General features: G+C 57.4%; 19 protein-coding genes and 1 tRNA gene. 9 read left to right on the plus strand and 11 right to left on the minus strand.

The window, feature by feature from the left end; genetic code table 11:
- Positions 1 to 156: 156 nt before the first annotated feature.
- The 3 genes from AC2FF7_RS06445 to AC2FF7_RS06455 are packed head-to-tail and all read right to left on the minus strand — an operon-like array spanning position 157 to position 2209.
- A complete protein-coding gene (locus tag AC2FF7_RS06445) occupies positions 157 to 1314 on the minus strand; it encodes an HD domain-containing protein (protein ID WP_480865578.1) in 1158 nt (385 codons plus the stop codon).
- Entirely contained in the window at positions 1311 to 1556 is a 246-nt protein-coding gene (locus AC2FF7_RS06450; protein WP_170751284.1) for a hypothetical protein, read from the minus strand. The genes AC2FF7_RS06445 and AC2FF7_RS06450 overlap by 4 nt, the downstream gene beginning before the upstream one ends.
- A complete protein-coding gene (locus tag AC2FF7_RS06455; protein ID WP_142633729.1) occupies positions 1556 to 2209 on the minus strand; it encodes an alpha/beta hydrolase in 654 nt (217 codons plus the stop codon). Before AC2FF7_RS06455 ends, AC2FF7_RS06450 begins: the two co-directional genes overlap by 1 nt.
- Positions 2210 to 2387: 178 nt before the next feature.
- Here AC2FF7_RS06455 and iscR point away from each other — a divergent pair, with 178 nt between their 5' ends.
- From iscR to AC2FF7_RS06500, 9 genes are all read left to right on the plus strand, one after another.
- A complete protein-coding gene (gene iscR, locus AC2FF7_RS06460; RefSeq protein WP_170354223.1) occupies positions 2388 to 2846 on the plus strand; it encodes a Fe-S cluster assembly transcriptional regulator IscR in 459 nt (152 codons plus the stop codon).
- 48 nt (positions 2847 to 2894) lie between these two features.
- A complete protein-coding gene (locus AC2FF7_RS06465; RefSeq protein ID WP_496905390.1) occupies positions 2895 to 3938 on the plus strand; it encodes a cysteine desulfurase family protein in 1044 nt (347 codons plus the stop codon).
- A gap of 18 nt (positions 3939 to 3956) precedes the next feature.
- Complete coding sequence (sufB, locus tag AC2FF7_RS06470) at positions 3957 to 5477, plus strand: Fe-S cluster assembly protein SufB (protein WP_480865576.1); 1521 nt, start codon at positions 3957 to 3959, stop codon at positions 5475 to 5477.
- A gap of 71 nt (positions 5478 to 5548) precedes the next feature.
- Positions 5549 to 6304: a Fe-S cluster assembly ATPase SufC gene (sufC, locus tag AC2FF7_RS06475; RefSeq protein WP_170553354.1), complete on the plus strand. Its 756-nt coding sequence runs from the start codon at positions 5549 to 5551 to the stop codon at positions 6302 to 6304.
- Entirely contained in the window at positions 6304 to 7584 is a 1281-nt protein-coding gene (locus tag AC2FF7_RS06480) for a SufB/SufD family protein (RefSeq protein ID WP_480865574.1), read from the plus strand. Before sufC ends, AC2FF7_RS06480 begins: the two co-directional genes overlap by 1 nt.
- Positions 7584 to 8069 carry a YIP1 family protein gene (locus AC2FF7_RS06485; RefSeq protein ID WP_170751278.1) on the plus strand — a complete coding sequence of 162 codons (486 nt, stop codon included), beginning with the start codon at positions 7584 to 7586 and terminating at the stop codon, positions 8067 to 8069. Before AC2FF7_RS06480 ends, AC2FF7_RS06485 begins: the two co-directional genes overlap by 1 nt.
- Positions 8066 to 8632: a YIP1 family protein gene (locus tag AC2FF7_RS06490; RefSeq protein ID WP_480865572.1), complete on the plus strand. Its 567-nt coding sequence runs from the start codon at positions 8066 to 8068 to the stop codon at positions 8630 to 8632. The genes AC2FF7_RS06485 and AC2FF7_RS06490 overlap by 4 nt, the downstream gene beginning before the upstream one ends.
- A gap of 13 nt (positions 8633 to 8645) precedes the next feature.
- Positions 8646 to 9866, plus strand: a complete 1221-nt coding sequence (locus AC2FF7_RS06495; RefSeq protein ID WP_353389804.1) for a cysteine desulfurase — start codon at positions 8646 to 8648, stop codon at positions 9864 to 9866.
- A 66-nt stretch (positions 9867 to 9932) separates the two neighbouring features.
- Positions 9933 to 10009, plus strand: a tRNA-Arg gene (locus tag AC2FF7_RS06500).
- A gap of 242 nt (positions 10010 to 10251) precedes the next feature.
- Here the strand turns inward: AC2FF7_RS06500 and AC2FF7_RS06505 are convergent.
- From AC2FF7_RS06505 to AC2FF7_RS06540, 8 genes are all read right to left on the minus strand, one after another.
- Positions 10252 to 11412 (minus strand): ABC transporter substrate-binding protein, encoded by a 1161-nt coding sequence (locus AC2FF7_RS06505; RefSeq protein WP_209197246.1) that lies wholly within the window; start codon positions 11410 to 11412, stop codon positions 10252 to 10254.
- A 29-nt stretch (positions 11413 to 11441) separates the two neighbouring features.
- Positions 11442 to 13328: an AMP-dependent synthetase/ligase gene (locus AC2FF7_RS06510; RefSeq protein WP_480865570.1), complete on the minus strand. Its 1887-nt coding sequence runs from the start codon at positions 13326 to 13328 to the stop codon at positions 11442 to 11444.
- A 5-nt stretch (positions 13329 to 13333) separates the two neighbouring features.
- Positions 13334 to 14107, minus strand: a complete 774-nt coding sequence (locus AC2FF7_RS06515; RefSeq protein ID WP_496905391.1) for an ABC transporter ATP-binding protein — start codon at positions 14105 to 14107, stop codon at positions 13334 to 13336.
- Entirely contained in the window at positions 14104 to 14868 is a 765-nt protein-coding gene (locus AC2FF7_RS06520) for an ABC transporter ATP-binding protein (protein WP_496905392.1), read from the minus strand. The genes AC2FF7_RS06515 and AC2FF7_RS06520 overlap by 4 nt, the downstream gene beginning before the upstream one ends.
- The gene (locus tag AC2FF7_RS06525) at positions 14865 to 15962 is read right to left on the minus strand and encodes a branched-chain amino acid ABC transporter permease (protein ID WP_480865565.1); all 1098 of its coding nucleotides are present in this window, start codon (positions 15960 to 15962) and stop codon (positions 14865 to 14867) included. Before AC2FF7_RS06525 ends, AC2FF7_RS06520 begins: the two co-directional genes overlap by 4 nt.
- A gap of 4 nt (positions 15963 to 15966) precedes the next feature.
- Complete coding sequence (locus tag AC2FF7_RS06530) at positions 15967 to 16842, minus strand: branched-chain amino acid ABC transporter permease (protein ID WP_170751263.1); 876 nt, start codon at positions 16840 to 16842, stop codon at positions 15967 to 15969.
- Between the two features lie 75 nt (positions 16843 to 16917).
- Positions 16918 to 17946 (minus strand): alcohol dehydrogenase catalytic domain-containing protein, encoded by a 1029-nt coding sequence (locus tag AC2FF7_RS06535; RefSeq protein WP_496905393.1) that lies wholly within the window; start codon positions 17944 to 17946, stop codon positions 16918 to 16920.
- A 187-nt stretch (positions 17947 to 18133) separates the two neighbouring features.
- Positions 18134 to 18592, minus strand: a complete 459-nt coding sequence (locus tag AC2FF7_RS06540) for a hypothetical protein (protein ID WP_496905394.1) — start codon at positions 18590 to 18592, stop codon at positions 18134 to 18136.
- Positions 18593 to 18596 lie beyond the last annotated feature (4 nt).

Here is an 18596-nt window from a genome sequence, read left to right on the forward strand (position 1 = left end):
ATCGGCGATTGTTGTGGCGCTTGGGTGGCTAGCTGGCGGGGGGTCCGCTGAGAGAAGCGCAGCCAAAGATGTTGAGCGGGTAAACGGTTCTCAGGTTTGAGCGTCCGCTGGTACTTGGGGGGGAAAGAGGCGACGTGCCTCTTTCTCTTTTACCGTTCAAGTGGTCATCTTTTCTGAGAAATAGTTCTTGAGCTGTGGTTCCAACCAATTCCATAGTTGCGGTGCGCCACGGGTAATCGGGGTTCCAACGCGCGACTCGATCTGCGCGAATGTCACATCGTAGTCGACCCATGATCCGCCACCGGTGGCAAGGTTGCCAACAGGCGTTTGAAAACGGTCGACGGCCTTTGCAAATTTGGCATCGGGGCTCTCGGCGGCTTCAAACTCAAGCCACAAGGCTAGGCATTCAGTTCTTTGCTGGTTCGGCAATAGCCCGAACAGCCGATCGGCCGCCGCTTGTTCCTCGGCTGCTTGCGCCGCGTGGTCGACATGACCATGAATTGGATGATCACCTGCGTCGATTTCGACGATGTCGTGTAGCAGCAACATCCTTAGAACGCGACCAATGTCGACGTCAAATTCGGCGCAGTCTGCTAAGACCCAAGCGAACAGCATGATGTGCCACGAATGCTCGGCCGAGTTTTCAAATCGATCACCAGACAAAAGCCTGGATGCGCGATAGACGGATTTCAGTTGATCGCATTCCGCAAGGAACGGCAGCCTATCAGAAAACTCTGAACGTGGAGCAGGTTGGCCGTCGAACAAAGCGTAAGCGGCCTTGAAAGCGTCAGGAAGAGCGGTCTCGAGATAGGCCGCGCGTCCACCGTTCAGATTGTCGCGGACGACCGTCAGATGCTCTGGTTTGGGTTCCGGAGCGTTTAGGACCTGAAACAGAGGTTGGCAGCGATCAAGGCATTTTGCGAATTTCGCATCGGGCGTAGAATCCGCTTCGAACTCCTGCCAAAGCGTCAGAAAAGCGTCGGATTGGTCATCGGGTAACATTCCGAACAGTTCCTGAGCGGCTTTCTGTTCAGCGCGCTCAACCGCCTTCCAGTCGGTTTTCAGATGGATGGGATGGTCACCGACGATGATTTCGACCAGATCATGCAGCAAAAGCATCCGAATGACCCGGTCAATCCGAACATTTGCGTCGGCAAGTGGGGCCATTACCAGTGCCCACAGCGCCAGATGCCAACTGTGTTCCGCCGAGTTTTCTTGCCGGGATTGATCCAGCAGCGTGTTCGCGCGTTCGACCGATTTCAGCTGGTCCGCGCGTTTCAGGAATTCTATTTGCGCGGACAGCCGATCCATCATTTCTTTTCTATCGCCTTAACTTTCTTGCGATGTTCCGCAAGGCGCTGGATCACGAATTGGCGGGCCTGACGCTCAGACAGCCGCACTCGAATTTCGGTCAGAAATGCCTCTTCCAGCGACTGTGAGGATGCCCCAAGCAGCTCGCCAACTTCGACATAAAAGCGATCCTCGCCGGTTTCATCCATCACCTTCAACGTGTCTTCGGCTAGTCTGCCGGCAAGTGTGGTGACTGTATCCGACATCAGCGTGTGTTCTCGGTCAGGCGGCGCTTCACGTAGTCACTGACATCTGTGATCAACGTGTCCATGTGGCGATCCTGGAAGAAATGGTCGGCGCCTTCCACTTCATTATGAGTGATTGTGATGCCTTTTTGCTCGTGCAGCTTGTTGACCAAGGCAGTGGTGTCTGCGGGCGGGGCCACGCGGTCCGACGACCCATTGATGATCAAGCCCGAGGACGGGCAGGGTGCGAGGAACGAGAAATCATACATGTTCGCCGGAGGAGACACGCTGATAAAGCCAGTGATCTCGGGGCGGCGCATCAGCAGTTGCATCCCGATCCACGCCCCGAAGGAAAACCCTGCTACCCAGCAGTGTTTCGAGTTGTTGTTCATCGATTGCAGGTAATCCAGTGCGGATGCCGCATCGCTGAGCTCACCCACGCCCTGATCGTACTCACCCTGGCTGCGACCCACGCCACGGAAGTTGAACCGCAGAACGGTGAACCCCATGTTGTAGAACGCGTAGTGCAGGTTGTAGACCACCTTGTTGTTCATCGTCCCGCCGAATTGTGGATGCGGGTGAAGCACGATGGCGATCGGTGCGTCTTTTTCCTTTTGCGGGTGGTAGCGGCCTTCCAGGCGGCCTTCTGGTCCGGGAAAAATCACCTCGGGCATGTGTGCGATGGTCCTGTCTTTTTCTTCTGGGTGCCCGGAAATACTTGACGATAATCGTCGGACACCTTAGAACGGTTCTAATTGTGATACTGGGCGCATGAGCGCTGCTTGTCGGAGATACGCACTGGCAGCGGCGGCGTCAATGATTTCGCGCGTAAACTGCCATGAGGGAATGCAAATGAAGCTGTCGACCAAGGGTCGTTATGCGATGGTGGCTCTTGCCGATATCGCCCTTCAGCCCTCGGACGGGCTGGTGACACTCAGCGAGATTTCAGCACGGCAAGACATTTCTCTGCCTTACCTCGAGCAGTTGTTCGTCAAGCTACGCAGGGCCGAGCTGGTGTCTTCGGTTCGGGGGCCGGGTGGTGGTTATCGCCTTGCCCGTCCAGCGTCCGAAATTCGCGTTGTTGAGATTCTGGCCGCCGTTGATGAAACAGTCGATGCTTTACAAAAAGGCGCTGGCGCAACCGGAGCTTTGTCCGGCAGCCGGGCGCAATCCCTAACCAATCGTCTATGGGAGGGCCTGAGCGCCCATGTGTATGTGTTCTTGCATCAAACGCGCCTTTCGGACGTGATCAAGAATGACCTCGCACCTTGTCCGGCCGTACCAAGCCTTTTTGCAGTTGTGGACGAATAGGATGGCATTTGCTGAAAACGAACTTCTGCGCTCCGAAAAGGTGAATCCGTGAATCGTATTTACCTGGATCACAATGCCACCACACCTCTGCGTCCAGAGGCTCGCGAGGCGATGATCTCCGCAATGGAGATTTGCGGCAATCCATCCTCGGTCCACGCTGAAGGGCGCGCAGCTAAGGCGCTTGTCGAGCGCGCAAGAGCACAGATTGCGGCTGCCTTTGGGGCCGAAGGGGCTGATGTCGTGTTTACTTCGGGTTCGACCGAAGGGGCTGCTCTGACACTAGAGGGGCGGGGCCTGCATGGGGCTGCAATCGAACATGATGCGGTCCGCGCGTGGACAGTGGAAGATTTGAGCGTGTCGAAAGAAGGTATGGTTGCGGTTTCAGCGCCGGACCAATCGACGCTGCAATACGCGAATTCCGAGACGGGTATCGTTCAATCATTGCCAGCAGGGTTGGCGGTGACCGATGCGACTCAGGCGTTTGGAAAATTACCAATCGCGTTCAACTGGCTGGATGCCCAGATGGCATTGATCTCGGCCCATAAGCTTGGCGGTCCAAAAGGCGTTGGCGCGGTTGTGATGAAGCGCGGAACCGATCTGCCCGCCCGGATCAAGGGTGGCGGTCAGGAAATGGGACGTCGCTCCGGGACAGAAAATGTTATTGGAATCGCAGGGTTCGGGGCCGCAGCTGAAGCGGCCGCGCGCGATCTGGCCAATGGTGTTTGGGAGCAGGTCAAAGAATTTAGAAATATTCTAGAAAAGGCCCTTGAGGCCGGTTCTAAATCTACTATTTTTGTCGGGAAAGATCAGGAACGCCTGCCGAACACTCTGTGCTTCGCCACGCCCGGTTGGAAGGGTGAGACGCAGGTCATGCAGATGGATCTGGCTGGATTTGCGATTAGCGCAGGTTCGGCCTGCTCCAGCGGCAAGGTACGTGCAAGTGCGGTACTGACCGCGATGGGATTTGACGAGGTAACAGCTGCCAGCGCAATTCGCGTTTCGCTGGGGCCTGCGACAACGGAAGAAGATGTGCTGCGTTTCGCGGAAACGTGGCTGGAAAAAGAGAAAAAGCATCGCGCGCGGGCCGCGTGATCAGACGGAGGGTGTCTTATGGCCGCTTTGGACCAGACCCAGGTAAAAGAGGGTGTCGATCAGGAAACCGTGGATGCGGTACGCGAGGTCGGAACCTATAAATACGGCTGGGAAACCGATATCGAGATGGAATACGCGCCCAAGGGCGTGAACCCTGATATCGTCCGCCTGATCTCGGAAAAGAACGAAGAACCAGAGTGGATGACCGAATGGCGTCTGGCCGCGTTCGAGCGCTGGACTCAGATGGATGAGCCGAACTGGGCGATGGTCAGCTATCCCAAGATCGATTTTCAGGACCAGTATTACTATGCCCGTCCCAAGTCGATGGAGGAAAAGCCCAAGTCCTTGGATGAAGTCGATCCTAAGCTGCTGGCTACTTACGAAAAGCTCGGTATCCCTCTGAAAGAACAGATGATTTTGGCGGGTGTCGAAGGTGCCGAGGATGCGCCGGCTGAGGGTCGCAAGGTTGCCGTGGACGCGGTGTTCGACTCGGTTTCTGTTGGAACCACGTTTCAGGAAGAGCTGAAGAAAGCGGGTGTGATCTTCTGCTCGATCTCTGAGGCTATCAAAGAGCACCCCGAATTGGTCAAGAAGTATCTGGGTTCGGTGGTTCCGGTCTCGGACAACTTTTACGCCACTCTGAACTCGGCCGTGTTCTCGGATGGCTCGTTTGTTTACATCCCGCCGGGCGTGCGTTGCCCGATGGAGCTGAGCACCTATTTCCGTATCAACGCGGAAAACACAGGCCAATTTGAACGCACGCTGATCATTGCCGATAAGGGCTCGTACGTGTCGTATTTGGAAGGCTGCACCGCACCCCAGCGTGATACCGCACAGCTGCACGCGGCTGTGGTCGAGATCATCATCGAAGAAGACGCTGAGGTGAAGTACTCGACCGTTCAGAACTGGTTCCCCGGTGATGAGAATGGCAAGGGTGGCATCTATAACTTTGTGACCAAACGCGCCGATTGCCGGGGCGACCGGTCCAAGGTGATGTGGACGCAGGTCGAGACCGGTTCGGCTGTAACCTGGAAATACCCGTCCTGCATCCTGCGGGGCGAGGAAAGCCAGGGCGAGTTCTATTCGATCGCCATCGCCAACAACTATCAGCAGGCCGATACCGGCACGAAGATGGTTCATCTGGGCAGGAACACCAAGTCGCGCATCGTGTCTAAGGGTATCAGCGCGGGTAAGGCGCAGAACACCTATCGCGGTCTGGTTTCGATGCATCCCAAGGCTAAGAACAGCCGCAACTATACCCAGTGCGACAGCTTGCTGATCGGCGACAAATGCGGGGCGCATACAGTGCCTTACATCGAGGTCAAGAACAACTCGTCCCGTGTGGAGCATGAGGCGACGACGTCCAAGGTGGATGACGATCAGCTGTTTTACTGCCGACAGCGCGGTATGGACGAGGAAGAGGCCGTGGCGCTGGTGGTAAACGGGTTCTGCAAGGACGTGTTGCAGGCGTTGCCGATGGAGTTTGCCATGGAAGCACAACAGCTTGTTGCGATCAGCCTTGAGGGTTCGGTCGGCTAAAGCCGCATCATTTCGAAATTCACAAAATATCGGGGCCGCGCGGTCCCTTGCGCTACGCAAAAGGGTAAAAAATGCTTGAAATCAAGAACCTGCACGTGAAGCTTGAGGAAGAAGAAAAGCAAATCCTCAAAGGTGTCGATCTGACGGTCGAGGCCGGTAAGGTGCACGCGATCATGGGGCCGAATGGCTCGGGCAAGTCGACGCTCAGCTATGTGCTTTCGGGGCGCGACGGGTATGAAGTGACCGATGGGTCGGCGACTCTGGACGGCGAAGATCTGCTGGAGATGGAACCGGAAGAGCGCGCCGCCGCTGGTGTCTTTCTGGCGTTCCAATACCCGGTCGAAATTCCTGGCGTGGGCAACATGACCTTCCTGCGCACCGCCGTGAATGCCCAGCGCAAGGCGCGCGGCGAGGATGAGCTGTCGGCGGCTGACTTCCTGAAAGAAGTCCGCGCCAAGGCCAAGTCGCTGAAGATCGACGCAGACATGCTGAAACGCCCTGTCAATGTTGGCTTCTCGGGCGGTGAGAAAAAGCGCAACGAGATCCTGCAAATGGCGATGCTCGAACCCAAGATGTGCATCTTGGACGAAACCGACTCGGGTCTGGATGTGGACGCGATGAAGCTGGTGGCCGAGGGTGTGAACGCGTTGCGCGACGAGGGACGTGGGTTCCTGGTGATCACGCACTATCAGCGTTTGTTGGATCACATCAAACCGGACGTTGTACACATCATGGCGGACGGCAAGATCGTCAAAACCGGTGGCCCCGATCTGGCGCTGGAGGTTGAAAACAACGGTTACGCAGACATTCTGGCCGAGGTGAACTGATGGCATTGCCCGAAGTGAAACAAACCGCAACCGAGGCGCGGCTGGCCAATCTGGTCATGCCCGACGCCGGTTGCACTCGAGCCGCGCGCGAAGACGCGCTGGCCCGTGTGCTGGAAATGGGTCTGCCCGGTCGCCGGGATGAGTATTGGAAATACACCCGCCCGGATACGCTGGTAGCGCCCGAGGCCCCTCGGGCCGCGCTGTTCGATCCGGATGAGGCCATGCTGTTCGCCGATCTGGACCGTTTGAAGATCGTTTTCGTTGATGGTGTTTTCAGCCCCGAACAGTCTGATGATTTGACGCTGGAAGGTGTCACTATCGATCGGATCGAGGATATCTGTTTCAAGGATATTCATTGGGCGAAAGAGCTGTACGGCGTGCTTGAAGCGCGTGGTCAATCGCCTGTGCAACGTCCTCTGGCGGCGCTGAACACGGCCTTCGCGGCGGATGGGATCGCGATCCATGTCTCGGGCAAACCGACCAAGCCGATCAGCTTTATCTATCGCCATGCCTCTGAAACCTCGGACGCGATGCTGCACCATATCATCCGTGTCGAAAGCGGTGCCGAGGTGACGATCCTTGAAAACGGCCCGGCGGCTTCGCGTTTCAACAAATGCATGGAGATCGACATTGCCGATGGTGGGGTGTTGCATCACGTGCGGGCGCAAGGCCGCGACCACGAGCGTCGTGCCGCGACCCACATGTTCACGCGTCTGGGGCAGGAATCGGTCTACAAATCCTTCACCCTGACTGTGAATGGCGTGCTTACGCGCAACGAACAGGTGGTCGAGCTGACCGGAGACGATGCGGTGGCCCATGTTGCCGGTGCCTGCGTTGGTGACGGCGATTTCCATCACGACGATACCGTCTTCATCACTCATGACGCTGTGAATTGTGAAAGCCGTCAGGTGTTCAAGAAAGTGCTGCGCAACGGCGCGACAGGTGTGTTCCAAGGCAAGATTCTTGTGAAGGAGGGCGCTCAGAAGACTGATGGTTATCAGATCAGCCAGTCTCTGCTGCTGGATGACGACAGCCAGTTCCTCGCCAAGCCCGAGCTTGAGATCTATGCGGATGACGTGGCGTGTTCGCACGGCTCGACCTCAGGTGCGATTGATGAAACGGCGCTGTTCTATCTGCGCTCGCGCGGGGTTCCGACCAAAGAGGCGACCAACATGCTGACGCTGGCGTTTCTGGCGGAGGCCGTGGACGAGATTGAGGACGATGCCCTGTCGCAGGCCATTGTCGATCGCCTTGAAGGCTGGATGTCGCGGCACAGCTAATGCCGGTAACGTCGGATATAGTGGCCACATATCGGGGGCCGGGGCGTGTTGTGCGCCGGCTTCTTGAACTGGGACAGCGCGAAGATCGGGCTTTGGTCTTTGTGATGGCGTTTTGTGTGGTCGCGTTCATCGCGCAACTACCCAGTTTGTCCCGCCGTGCGCATCTTGAAGGTCTTGAGTTGAACATGCTTATGGGCGGTGCGCTTTTGGGCACTGTAATCATCCTGCCGCTGTTTTTCTACGCATTGGCCTTTGTGTCATATGGCGCGGCACGGCTGGTCGGAGGCAAAGGATCAGCCTATGGCGCCCGGGTGGCGCTGTTCTGGGCGCTTTTGTCGTCGACACCTTTGGTGTTGCTGAATGGCCTTGTGGCAGGCTTTATCGGGCCGGGTCCGGCATTGACGGGTGTTGGATTGATCTGGTTTGTGGTCTTTCTGTGGTTCTGGCTCTCGGGCCTCAGACAGGCGCAGAGGGTGTCGCAATGACAGTTCAGTCCGTACTAAACCTAGCGGTTCTAACAGTGACCAAACCTTCTGATGCCGCGCGGCGATTACTGGCTTTGCAGCCGGGGCGAGAGGTTCTTTGGCTGGCATTTTTCCTGGCTATTGTGATGAACAGCTTGGGCCAGGTTGGTATCCAGCAGCTTGTCCCGGTGCCGCCAGGTGAAATCGCCTTACCACCCGAGCCTGTTGTCCTGGGTTTGCTGAGGTCGGCAGGGGCAATGATGTTCAGTATCGTTGCGTTTCTTGTGATCGGGCGCTTTCTTGGCGGGGTGGCCACGTTCAACGACTTCATGATCCTGATGGTCTGGTTGCAGTTCCTTCAGGTTGCGGCGCTGGTCTTAACGCTGGTGGTTTCGTTGGTGTTGCCCTTCTTGCTGGTGATGTTTGTGGTGGCGACTTTGATAATCAGCCTTTACGTCACACTCCATTTCATCAATGAAGCGCATAAGTTCGGTTCGATCTTAAAATCCTTTGGGGTCATCGTGTTGTCTGCACTGGTTGCAGTCCCATTTGTCCTCGTGTTGGTGCCCAGCGGCCCTGTCTAGGGAAGAAAATACCATGTATGATGTACATAAAATCCGTGCGGACTTTCCGATCCTGTCCCGAGAGGTAAACGGAAAGCCACTGACATATCTGGATAACGGAGCATCGGCGCAAAAGCCGCAGGTTGTGATTGATGCAGTCACACGCGCCTATGCCGAGGAGTACTCCAACGTACACCGTGGACTGCACTATCTGTCCAATCTGGCGACCGAGAAATACGAATCCGTGCGCGGCACCATTGCGCGCTTTCTGGGCGCGGCGGATGAGGATGAGATCGTTCTGAATTCGGGTACGACCGAAGGCATCAATCTGGTCGCTTATGGTTGGGCGATGCCGCGCCTGGAGGCCGGGGATGAGATCGTGCTTTCCGTGATGGAACACCACGCCAACATCGTCCCTTGGCATTTTCTTCGGGAACGGCAGGGCGTTGTCCTGAAATGGGTTGATGTGGACTCTGAAGGAGGGCTGGACCCTCAGGCTGTCATTGACGCTATTGGCCCCAAGACCAAGCTGGTCGCCGTCACTCAGTGTTCGAATGTTTTGGGCACTGTGGTTGATGTAAAGGCGATCACCCAAGGCGCGCACGCCAAAGGTGTCCCGGTTCTGGTCGATGGCAGCCAGGGTTCAGTACATATGCCGGTCAATGTTCAGGACATCGGTTGCGACTTTTACGCGATCACCGGGCACAAGCTCTATGGCCCCTCCGGGTCTGGTGCGATCTACATCAAGTCCGAACGTATGGCTGAGATGCGTCCCTTTATCGGGGGCGGCGACATGATCAAAGAGGTCAGCAAGGATCAGGTGATCTATAATGATCCACCGATGAAGTTCGAGGCCGGAACGCCGGGTATTGTGCAAACCATCGGGTTGGGCGTGGCGCTGGACTACATGATGGATTTGGGGATGGAGAACATCGCCTCCCATGAAGCGGGTATTCGTGATTACGCGATGGAGCGGCTGACGGGGCTCAACTGGTTGCAGGTTCAGGGCACCCGTGCTGACAAGGCCGCCATTTTCAGCTTTACGCTGGACGGGGCGGGGCACGCGCATGATGTTTCCACCATTCTGGACAAGAAAGGCGTCGCGGTGCGCGCTGGTCATCATTGCGCCGGTCCGTTGATGGATTTCTACGGAGTCACTGCCACCTGCCGGGCGAGCTTTGGCCTCTATAACACAAAAGAAGAGGTCGACACACTGATCGACGCGCTGGAATTGGCGCATGATCTGTTTGCGTGAAACCTGACTTATCCGGGCAGATTTGCAGTTGCACCCGGATCGGAACAAGGTTAGCTAACAGCCAAGGCACCTGTAGCTCAGCTGGATAGAGCGCTGCCCTCCGAAGGCAGAGGCCAGAGGTTCGAATCCTCTCAGGTGCGCCATTATTCCGCTAAAAACGCGTTGAAAAGATTGGGTGTTACCATTTTGGGAATTCCCATGCGTTTGATTTTTCGGAAAACTTGCAGGCTTTTGGGAAAAGCTCTTGTTCGGTCTCTATCAGGGTATCAACGGAACTCTAAGGTTCGACTGTCGATGTTGAGCGAGAAACACCCGCCACGTGTGGCGACTATTTGAAAAGGGCCCGCATGAGAGGGCCCTTTGTTGGTTTACATCTACCGGTGTTTCACTCTTCGTAGACGATCTTCCATGCGCCGTCCTCTACAACGCTCACATAGACCGAGTCTGCGCCCTGGTGATCATCGGGGCCGTAGGTGATATGGTTGCCAACCAGCTCGTCCTGATAGTCCAGAGATTCCATTGCGGCGATAAAGCTCTCATGAGTCAGGTCGGGACCGGCGGCCTCAAGCGCCTTGACCATCATTTCGGCGGCCGAATAGCCCAGCATGGAAAAGCCAACCGGGTCTTCGCCGGTCGCAGCTTTGTATTCTTCGATGAAGGCGGCCGGGGCAGGCTCATCAGCACGCGCCCATAGATCTTGCCAGGACGCGGCCGCATAGAACCCGTCTGTCACACCACCAGGTACCTGCGCCACAACGGTCAGAAAGCTGGCGGACGTTCCGAGGAACTTCATATCAGCCAAGCCCATCTTTTTGGCCGTTCCAACCACGGTGATCGCCTGCCGTACGCCCAGCGCCATGGTGACGATATTGCATCCTTCTTCCTTGAGCTTGCTTAAAGATCCAACGAAATCCGTTTCATCCGGCTTATGCGTGGTTTCCGCCGCGAAGGCGATCCCGGCCTCTTCGGCACCGGCTTTGCTGCCTTCCAGAATTTCCTCACCGAAATCGGTTGGCAGATACATGGTGCAGACCTTTTGCCCTCCGAATTGCTCGGCCAGGTATTTCACGCCCACGCGGCTTTGGTCGAAATAGGTCGAGAAGGACGTGAATTTGTTGTCCATCGGTTCCTGCAGCATCTGCCGCGCTGCGGTCAAAGGCGCAACATTGGGAATACCTTTAGGGTCTAATAGCTTGAACCCAGCAACGTTCATGGGTGTGCCCAGCGATTGCAGCATCGCAAACACTTTGTCGCGGTTCAGCAGCTTGTTATAGCCCTGCATCGCACGCGGCATCTGGTACCCGTTATCCTCGACCACGAAACGGATTTTGCGACCATGCACGCCGCCTTCTGCATTCACGCGGTCAAAAACCACATTCGCGCCCTTGGTTGCGGGAACACCCACAGCGGCGAAAATACCGCTCAGGTCGTTGACCGAGCCGATGACGATTTCATCGTCGCTCACACCCTGCGTCTCGGCATTTGCGATTGTTGCCGCAGCCGTCAAAGCGGTGGCGGCCGCCAGTCGTTTGATCACGTTCCTCATGTTTTTCCTCCCTTTGGGTAGACCCTTATCTATTTGTACATGTCTTCAATCAGATGTGCGTGTTTCTTCTCAACAAAGCTGCGTTTGAGTTTCATCGTGGCGGTCAGTTCTTCGTCATCAGCGGTCAGCAGCACGTTGATCAGGCGGAAGTCCTTGATCTGCTCGACCCGCGCGAATTCCTTGTTGACGGCATCAATCTCGGCCTTGATCTGATCCAGCACCTCGGGCGCGGCGCAGAGTGAGGCAAAGTTCGAAAACGGCACCTTGCGATCCTGCGCGAATTTTTCGACGTTTTCTTGATCGATCATGATCAGTGCCGTTAGATATTTGCGCGCATCCCCGATGATCACCGCGTCCGAGATGTAGTGGCTGAACTTCAGGCGGCTTTCAATTTCGGCCGGGGTGATATTCTTGCCGCCTGCCGTGATGATGATGTCCTTAAGGCGGCCGGTTATGGTCACAAACCCGTCGGCGTCGATCTTGCCCATATCGCCGGTGCGCAGCCAGCCATCGGCGGTGAATGTTTCAGCGGTTTTGGCATTGTTGCGCCAATAGCCCTGAAAGATGTTCAGACCCTTAACCTGGATTTCACCGTCATCCGAGATGCGCACGTCATTGCCAGGCACTGCACGGCCGATGGTGCCGACCTTGTTATCTTCGGTGGTGTTCAGCGTCGCCAGACCCGAGGTTTCGGTCATCCCGAACCCTTCGACCAGTGGCACACCAATGGCCCAGTACCATGTCAGCAGATCGGCCGAGATGGGCGCGGCCCCGCTGCCGCCGCGGCGCAGTTTGTCCATCCCCAGCATCCGCCGCAGATTGCGCAGGACCAGCCGATCCCACAGCCAAAACTGGGCGGCTACACCAGCGGGCACCGGTTTACCTGCCAGCAGGTATTCGGCCCGTGCAAACCCGGCTTTCAGTGCCATACCAAAGGCGGCGCGGCCTGTGGGGGTGGCCTCTTGCGTCAGGATTTTGACCTGCGAATAGATCTTTTCCCAAACGCGTGGCACGGCGGTGAATGTGCTGGGCGATACCTCTTGCAGGTTGGCAAAGACGGTCTCGGGGCTTTCGGCGAAGTTCACCACGCATTTCGCGGCCAGCGGGAAATACACCGACACGTCGCGTTCAAGGATGTGGCACAGCGGCAGGAAACACAGCTGCTCATCGGTTTCGAATGTGGGCAGGGAATGCGCCCCGGCCTCGATCGCGGCCAGAATATTCTCATGGCTCAGCATCGCGCCTTTGGGCGCCCCGGTGGTGCCCGAGGTGTAGACCAGCAAGGCCGTGTCCTGCGGTGAGGCCAGCGCGATCTCGGCGTCGAACCGGGTGGGGTCTTCGGCCTCGGCTTGCCGCCCGATCTCGTAGAGGTCGGCAACCATCATGCAGCGGTCGTGGTTCAGGTCGTGCAGGCCCTCATCCTCAAGGATGATGACGTTCAGCAGGCTGGGAAGCTCGGCCTCGACCTCGAAGAACTTGTCCAGATGTTCCTCGTTCTCGACGATCAGGAACCGGCTGTCGCTGTCATTCACGAGGTATTTCAACTGCTTGGCGGAATCCGTGGTATAGACGCCCGAGGCAATCCCACCAACGCATTGAATGCCCATATCGAACCACGCCCATTCCTTGCGGTCCTCTGACAGGATCGAGACGACCTCACCGCGTTGCAGACCCAGTTTGCGCAGGGCCAGTCCGATCCACTTGGCGTGTTGCCAGTAATCGGCCCAGGAATAGGATTTCCAGATGCCGAAATCCTTCTCGCGATGCGCGGTGCGGTTGCCCAGATCGGCGCAGCGTTTCTGGAACAGGTGACACAGGGTCGTGCATTCATCCACCAGCACCGGGCGTTGTCCGGGGGTGGCGTTGAGCTGGATTCCGTTGATCTTGGTCTGAGGGGGCAGGGTGCTGATATTCATGCCGGTCACCTCCATGTCTTTTTGCGCTTCCAGCGGCGGTTTTCCCGCGCGCCTTCTTCCTGCACGCCCAGATAAAAGTTCTGGACGTCCTCGGATTGCATCAACACATCCGCCGCGCCGTCCATGACGATGCGCCCGACCTCCATCACATAGCCATGATGGGCCAATTCCAGCGCCGCATTGGCGTTCTGTTCGACCAGCATCATGGTCATGTTCTGTTCGTCATTCAGGCGTTTGAGGATGCTGAAAATCTCCTGCACCAGCAGCGGCGACAGACCCAGCGAGGGTTCGTCCAGCAGCATGATCTTGGGGTTCGCCATCAACCCGCGCCCGATTGCCAGCATCTGTTGCTGTCCGCCCGAAAGGGTTCCGGCCTCTTGATTTCGGCGTTCCTTCAGGATCGGGAAGTAAGAGAATACCAACTCGCGGTCATGGTCGATCTGCCCCTTGTCGGTCGCCGTATAGGCCCCGAGGCTGAGGTTTTCGTCCACGGTCATCAGGGGGAACACCTCGCGCCCTTCGGGGACATGGACGATGCCTTTTTGCACGACCTTATGCGGCTCGGACCCTTGGATTTCGTCGCCATCAAAGGTGATCTTGCCCTTTTCGGGGTCCATCACGCCGGACACGGTCTTCATCAGCGTCGTCTTGCCCGCGCCGTTCGCACCCAGGATCGACACGATCTGCCCCGGATGCACGTCCAGCGACACGCCGCGAATGGCCATGATCGGGCCGTAGAAGCTTTCGACATTGCGGATGATCAGGATCGGCGCGCTCATGAGGCTTTCCCCAGATAGGCTTCGACCACCGCCGGGTGGGATTGCACCTGAGCCGGTGTTCCCAGCGCCAGCATCGCGCCATCAGCCATCGCCAGCACCCTGTCGGACACGCCCGAGACCAGCCCCATATCGTGTTCCACCATCAGCACCGTGATCCCCATCTGCCGTCGGATGTCGTCGATCCACCAGCGCATATCCTTCGTCTCCTCGACCGACAGGCCCGAGGCCGGTTCGTCCAGCAACAGCAACTTGGGATCGGTGGCCAGAGCACGGGCGACCTCGACCACTTTGCGCACACCGTAAGGCAGGCCCGAGATCATCTTGTCGCGATAGGCCTGCAGGTCGAGGAAATCGATGATCTCTTCAACCTTTTCGCGGTTTTCCAGCTCTTGCCGCCGGGCCGAGGGCAGGAACAGAACCTCTGAGACCAGGTTGGTTTTGCGGTGCCGGTGCCGCCCGACCAGCAGGTTCTGCAACACGGTGGCATGTTCGAACAGTTCAATATTCTGGAACGTGCGCGCCACTCCATAAGTCGCCACGCCCGAGGGTTTGACCTGCAGCAGATCATGCCCGTCAAATCGGATCGACCCGGCAAACGGGTCGTAGAAGCGCGAGATCAGGTTGAACACGGTCGATTTGCCCGCACCATTGGGGCCGACGATGGCAAAGACCTCGCCTTCCTCGACCGAAAAGGACAGGTCATTCACCGCCGTCAGGCCGCCGAATTTCAGGGTGACGTTTTCGAACGCGAGCAGGCTCATCTCAGGCGCTCCGTCTTGAGGTAGGATTTCTGACGCTTGAACATGTCCTTGCGGTAGAAGGGGAACAGCTCGAACCAGGTGCGGATTTTCAGCCAGCGGCCATACATGCCCATCGGTTCAAACAGGATGAAACCGATCAGGATCATGCCGAAAATGCCGAATTCCAGCCCCGGAATTGCGACGGTACTGCCGCCGAACAAGGCACCCACATATTCCTTTGAGATCGACAGGAATTGTGGAAGGAACCCGATTACGATGGCGCCCAGAAACGCGCCGTGAATCGAGCCCAGCCCACCGATCACGATCATCATCAGCAGCTGGATCGAGATCAGGACGCTGAACGTTTCGTTGTTGATCGCACCCGCATACATGCCCATCAACGCACCCGCCCAACCGGTGACGGCGCAGGACAGCGCGAATGAAATCATCTTGGTGCGCGCGATATCTACGCCCATCGCCTGTGCCGAAACCTCGGAATCCCGCACCGCGATAAAGCTGCGGCCCAAGGGCGCGCGCAGCAGGTTGATGTAGCCCAGCGTCACCAGAAATGCGACCGCCAGCACCAGCCAGAAAAACGGGGCGGGGGTGCCCCAGCGGTCGATCGTCAGGCCAAATATATCGACGCCGCCTATGAACTTGCCACCAACGCCGCCGGTGATCGGCTCGGCCAGGACGATGACATCATCCATCAGGATCGACAGCGCCATGGTGAAAATCGCCAGATAGATGCCGTGCAGTCGCAGAGCAGGGATGGCCACCGTCACACCTGCGATGCCGGTCAGGATACCGGCCAGCGGAAAGGCGATCAGGAAGGGCACACCGGCCTCAAGCAGGATAACATTGGCATAGCAGCCAAAGGCTAGAAACGCCGCGTGACCCAGACTGACTTGCCCCGTGTGGCCCGTCAGAACCATCAGGCCCAGACCGGCGATGGCCCAGATCAGGACGTTGGTCAGCTCACCCAAATAGAAATCGTCCAGCAACCATGGGGCTGCGGCCACTACGACCAGAAGGATCAAGTAGAGGGTCAATTGATAGCCGTCTTTCCACGGCCGGATATCCTGCATGTAGTTGGTTTTGAATACAATCCGCATCTGCCTAGACCTTCTTGATCCGTACCTGGCTGAACAGCCCGTTGGGGCGGAAGATCAGCACTGCCAGCAACAGCGCATAAGGTGCGATCTGGCTGTATCCGGCCGCGATATAGCGGCTGGCAAAGGGCTCAATAACGCCGACGATCAACCCTCCAGCCAGTGCGCCGGGCAGGCTGCCGAACCCGCCGATCACAGCGGCGGCAAACGCCTTGATACCCAGCAGACCCGTGGTCGGATCGACCGAACCCTTGGCGGCAAACAGGATACCCGCAATCCCAGCAACCACGCCCGCCAGCCCCCAGATAAAGCCCTGCACACGCTTGACGGGAACGCCCATGTAGTAGGCGGCCAGCTGGTTCTGCGAGGCGCCCTGCATTGCCAGTCCCAGCTTGGTCCGGCTGAAAAACAAATACAGTCCCCACGTCAGCAGGATGGTGACGATGATGACGGCCACATCCTCCATACCCAACACAAGCCCGCCGAACCGCACCTCTTTCCCGGCCAGCGGGTTCTGCAGCGTCTGCGGCTCGTGCCCCCAGATCAGCCCGGCGACAAATCGGATCACGAAGCCAAGGGCGATTGTCAGGATCACCACTGCCGTCTGGCTTTCGCCGAACAGCCGCCGAATGATCAGCCGATCCACCAGATACCCCAACGCCCCCATGATCCCCAATGAGATCGGCAGCGCGAGCCAGAAGGGCAGCCCCATATATTCGGTATTGGTCAGCCCGATGGTGACAAAGGCCCCCAGCATCATGAAATCGCCTTGCGCGAAATTCACCGCTTCGGTCGCCTTGTAGATCAGAACAAAACCGAGCGCGATCAGGCCGTAGACACAACCATTCGCCAGCCCGCTGATCAGCAGCTGTGCGTTATCCAAATTCACCTCCCAATGCCGGTTTGTCCGGCTTTTTAGTGCCTCTGACCATCCTCCTTGGTCCGACGCGTTATTCTACTATGGCGTGATGATCACCTTTCCGTCACCCTTTTTTAGAGCATTAGCCAGATTTTTAATCACATCCTTCAACGCAACCCTCTGGGAAACGTCGGTTTTCCAGCGCCCATCGGCGAACCGCGCCTGTACCTCGGCTACCACACGCATCTGATCGGTGGGTGGTGTGGTGGTCATCCACTGCGTCAGCCAGAACCCCTCGATCTGCTTGCCCATAAAGATCAGTTGACCCATCTGTGTCAGCTTGGGCAGGTCAGAGCTGAGCTTGCCATAACACACCCAGCGCGCGCCGTTGGGCATGGCGCAAAAGACCTGTTCTGATATCTGATCGGCCACGGCATCCAGAAACACACGAGGCTTCAGGGCGTGGCCAAGCGCGACCAGTTTCGTTCGCATCTCGGGGTCGGACGTGACCAGAACCTCATGTGCGCCCAGCTCTTTCATGGGTGCAATCGCATTGTCGCGGCGGACAAGCGCGATGGGCTTCAACCCCAGGTCTCGGCCCAGACTGCACATCAGTTTGCCCAACTGGCTGGTCGCGGCGGAAACGATAAAGGCATCTCCTGCATTTCGCGCGATATCTATCATCGCCATTGCGGTCATGGGGTTCACGATCTGCGCTGAGCCGTCCTCGTCCGAGATGTCGGGGCGCAGTGGTATACACATCATCGCTGGTGTCGTGATGTACTCGGCCCATGCCCCCGCCTGCGCGGCCACAAAAGCCACACGCTGTCCTTGCAGGGCTTCAGCCCCTGCTCCGGTTGCAACTACGTCGCCGCAGCCCTCGAACCCGGCGGCTGTGCCTTGAACGCGGGGCTGGCCGTATTCACCCTTGATGAAGTGAATATCCGACGGATTAACGGAAGCCGCGCGCAATTTGATAAGAACCTCTCCAGGACCTGGCACAGGAACTTGCATCTCGGCTGCTGCCAGCCAGTCAGCGGCGTCATTAATGGTCGGACCGGTAGCCGTTTCGGAATAGCCATCATGGGTTTGAACAACCGCATACATGGTCGAGGGAAGGGTGGTCATGATCTATCCTGTACTTGTATAGGGCCACCCCTTGTACTCGGCAGATTGCATCGAAAAGGGGCGGCACCAAGTTTGAGTAGCCAAGCAAACGGTTATCGAAACGTCAACTTTGCTGCTTGGTGACGTTACAGGAGGTCTGCCTGAAACTCTGATTTGCATGCAAACTCTGCGCCTCCGCCGGTCGTGATCACTGTTGGGTAAGAAGTGCCCTCAGTTCCTCGAGCTTGGCGGCAAACACTTCGGGAGAAGCCTTGATTTCGTCCAGAATGGCTATCGCGCGAGTTTTCAGATCATTGGTCAGTGCGCTGTCCTTCACCGATGCGACCATTTTGTCATAGTCAAAGTTTTGAACGGCTAACGTGCCGTCCTCGATCCAGCTGTTCAAAAGATCCTGACCTTGGATGGCCAAGGCGGCGACATCTTCGGACGCCTGATTTGCCAAGTCGGTCGCGGATTGCTCGACCTGGTCGGACGCGTTTGCAGCCTGTTCTGCAACGGATTCAACAGCGTCGCTGACCGCATCACCTGCGTCCTGAGCCGCGGATTGCAACTGTTCGGCCGGCGTGGGCTCGGGTTGTGTGAGATAATAGTAGATACCGGCGCCAATACCGGCAACGAGAACGCCGAGAACAAGAGTACGTGACATAGTA

This window comes from Ruegeria sp. YTSC325, from assembly GCF_059609525.1.

Excerpts from the sequence above, each read along its gene's own strand:
- AC2FF7_RS06445 (WP_480865578.1), bottom strand. The coding sequence starts at position 1,314 with ATGATGGATCGGCTGTCCGCGCAAATAGAATTCCTGAAACGCGCGGAC.
- AC2FF7_RS06450 (WP_170751284.1), bottom strand. The coding sequence starts at position 1,556 with ATGTCGGATACAGTCACCACACTTGCCGGCAGACTAGCCGAAGACACG.
- AC2FF7_RS06455 (WP_142633729.1), bottom strand. The coding sequence starts at position 2,209 with ATGCCCGAGGTGATTTTTCCCGGACCAGAAGGCCGCCTGGAAGGCCGC.
- iscR (WP_170354223.1), top strand. The coding sequence starts at position 2,388 with ATGAAGCTGTCGACCAAGGGTCGTTATGCGATGGTGGCTCTTGCCGAT.
- sufB (WP_480865576.1), top strand. The coding sequence starts at position 3,957 with ATGGCCGCTTTGGACCAGACCCAGGTAAAAGAGGGTGTCGATCAGGAA.
- sufC (WP_170553354.1), top strand. The coding sequence starts at position 5,549 with ATGCTTGAAATCAAGAACCTGCACGTGAAGCTTGAGGAAGAAGAAAAG.
- AC2FF7_RS06480 (WP_480865574.1), top strand. The coding sequence starts at position 6,304 with ATGGCATTGCCCGAAGTGAAACAAACCGCAACCGAGGCGCGGCTGGCC.
- AC2FF7_RS06485 (WP_170751278.1), top strand. The coding sequence starts at position 7,584 with ATGCCGGTAACGTCGGATATAGTGGCCACATATCGGGGGCCGGGGCGT.
- AC2FF7_RS06490 (WP_480865572.1), top strand. The coding sequence starts at position 8,066 with ATGACAGTTCAGTCCGTACTAAACCTAGCGGTTCTAACAGTGACCAAA.
- AC2FF7_RS06495 (WP_353389804.1), top strand. The coding sequence starts at position 8,646 with ATGTATGATGTACATAAAATCCGTGCGGACTTTCCGATCCTGTCCCGA.
- AC2FF7_RS06505 (WP_209197246.1), bottom strand. The coding sequence starts at position 11,412 with ATGAGGAACGTGATCAAACGACTGGCGGCCGCCACCGCTTTGACGGCT.
- AC2FF7_RS06510 (WP_480865570.1), bottom strand. The coding sequence starts at position 13,328 with ATGAATATCAGCACCCTGCCCCCTCAGACCAAGATCAACGGAATCCAG.
- AC2FF7_RS06515 (WP_496905391.1), bottom strand. The coding sequence starts at position 14,107 with ATGAGCGCGCCGATCCTGATCATCCGCAATGTCGAAAGCTTCTACGGC.
- AC2FF7_RS06520 (WP_496905392.1), bottom strand. The coding sequence starts at position 14,868 with ATGAGCCTGCTCGCGTTCGAAAACGTCACCCTGAAATTCGGCGGCCTG.
- AC2FF7_RS06525 (WP_480865565.1), bottom strand. The coding sequence starts at position 15,962 with ATGCGGATTGTATTCAAAACCAACTACATGCAGGATATCCGGCCGTGG.
- AC2FF7_RS06535 (WP_496905393.1), bottom strand. The coding sequence starts at position 17,946 with ATGACCACCCTTCCCTCGACCATGTATGCGGTTGTTCAAACCCATGAT.
- AC2FF7_RS06540 (WP_496905394.1), bottom strand. The coding sequence starts at position 18,592 with ATGTCACGTACTCTTGTTCTCGGCGTTCTCGTTGCCGGTATTGGCGCC.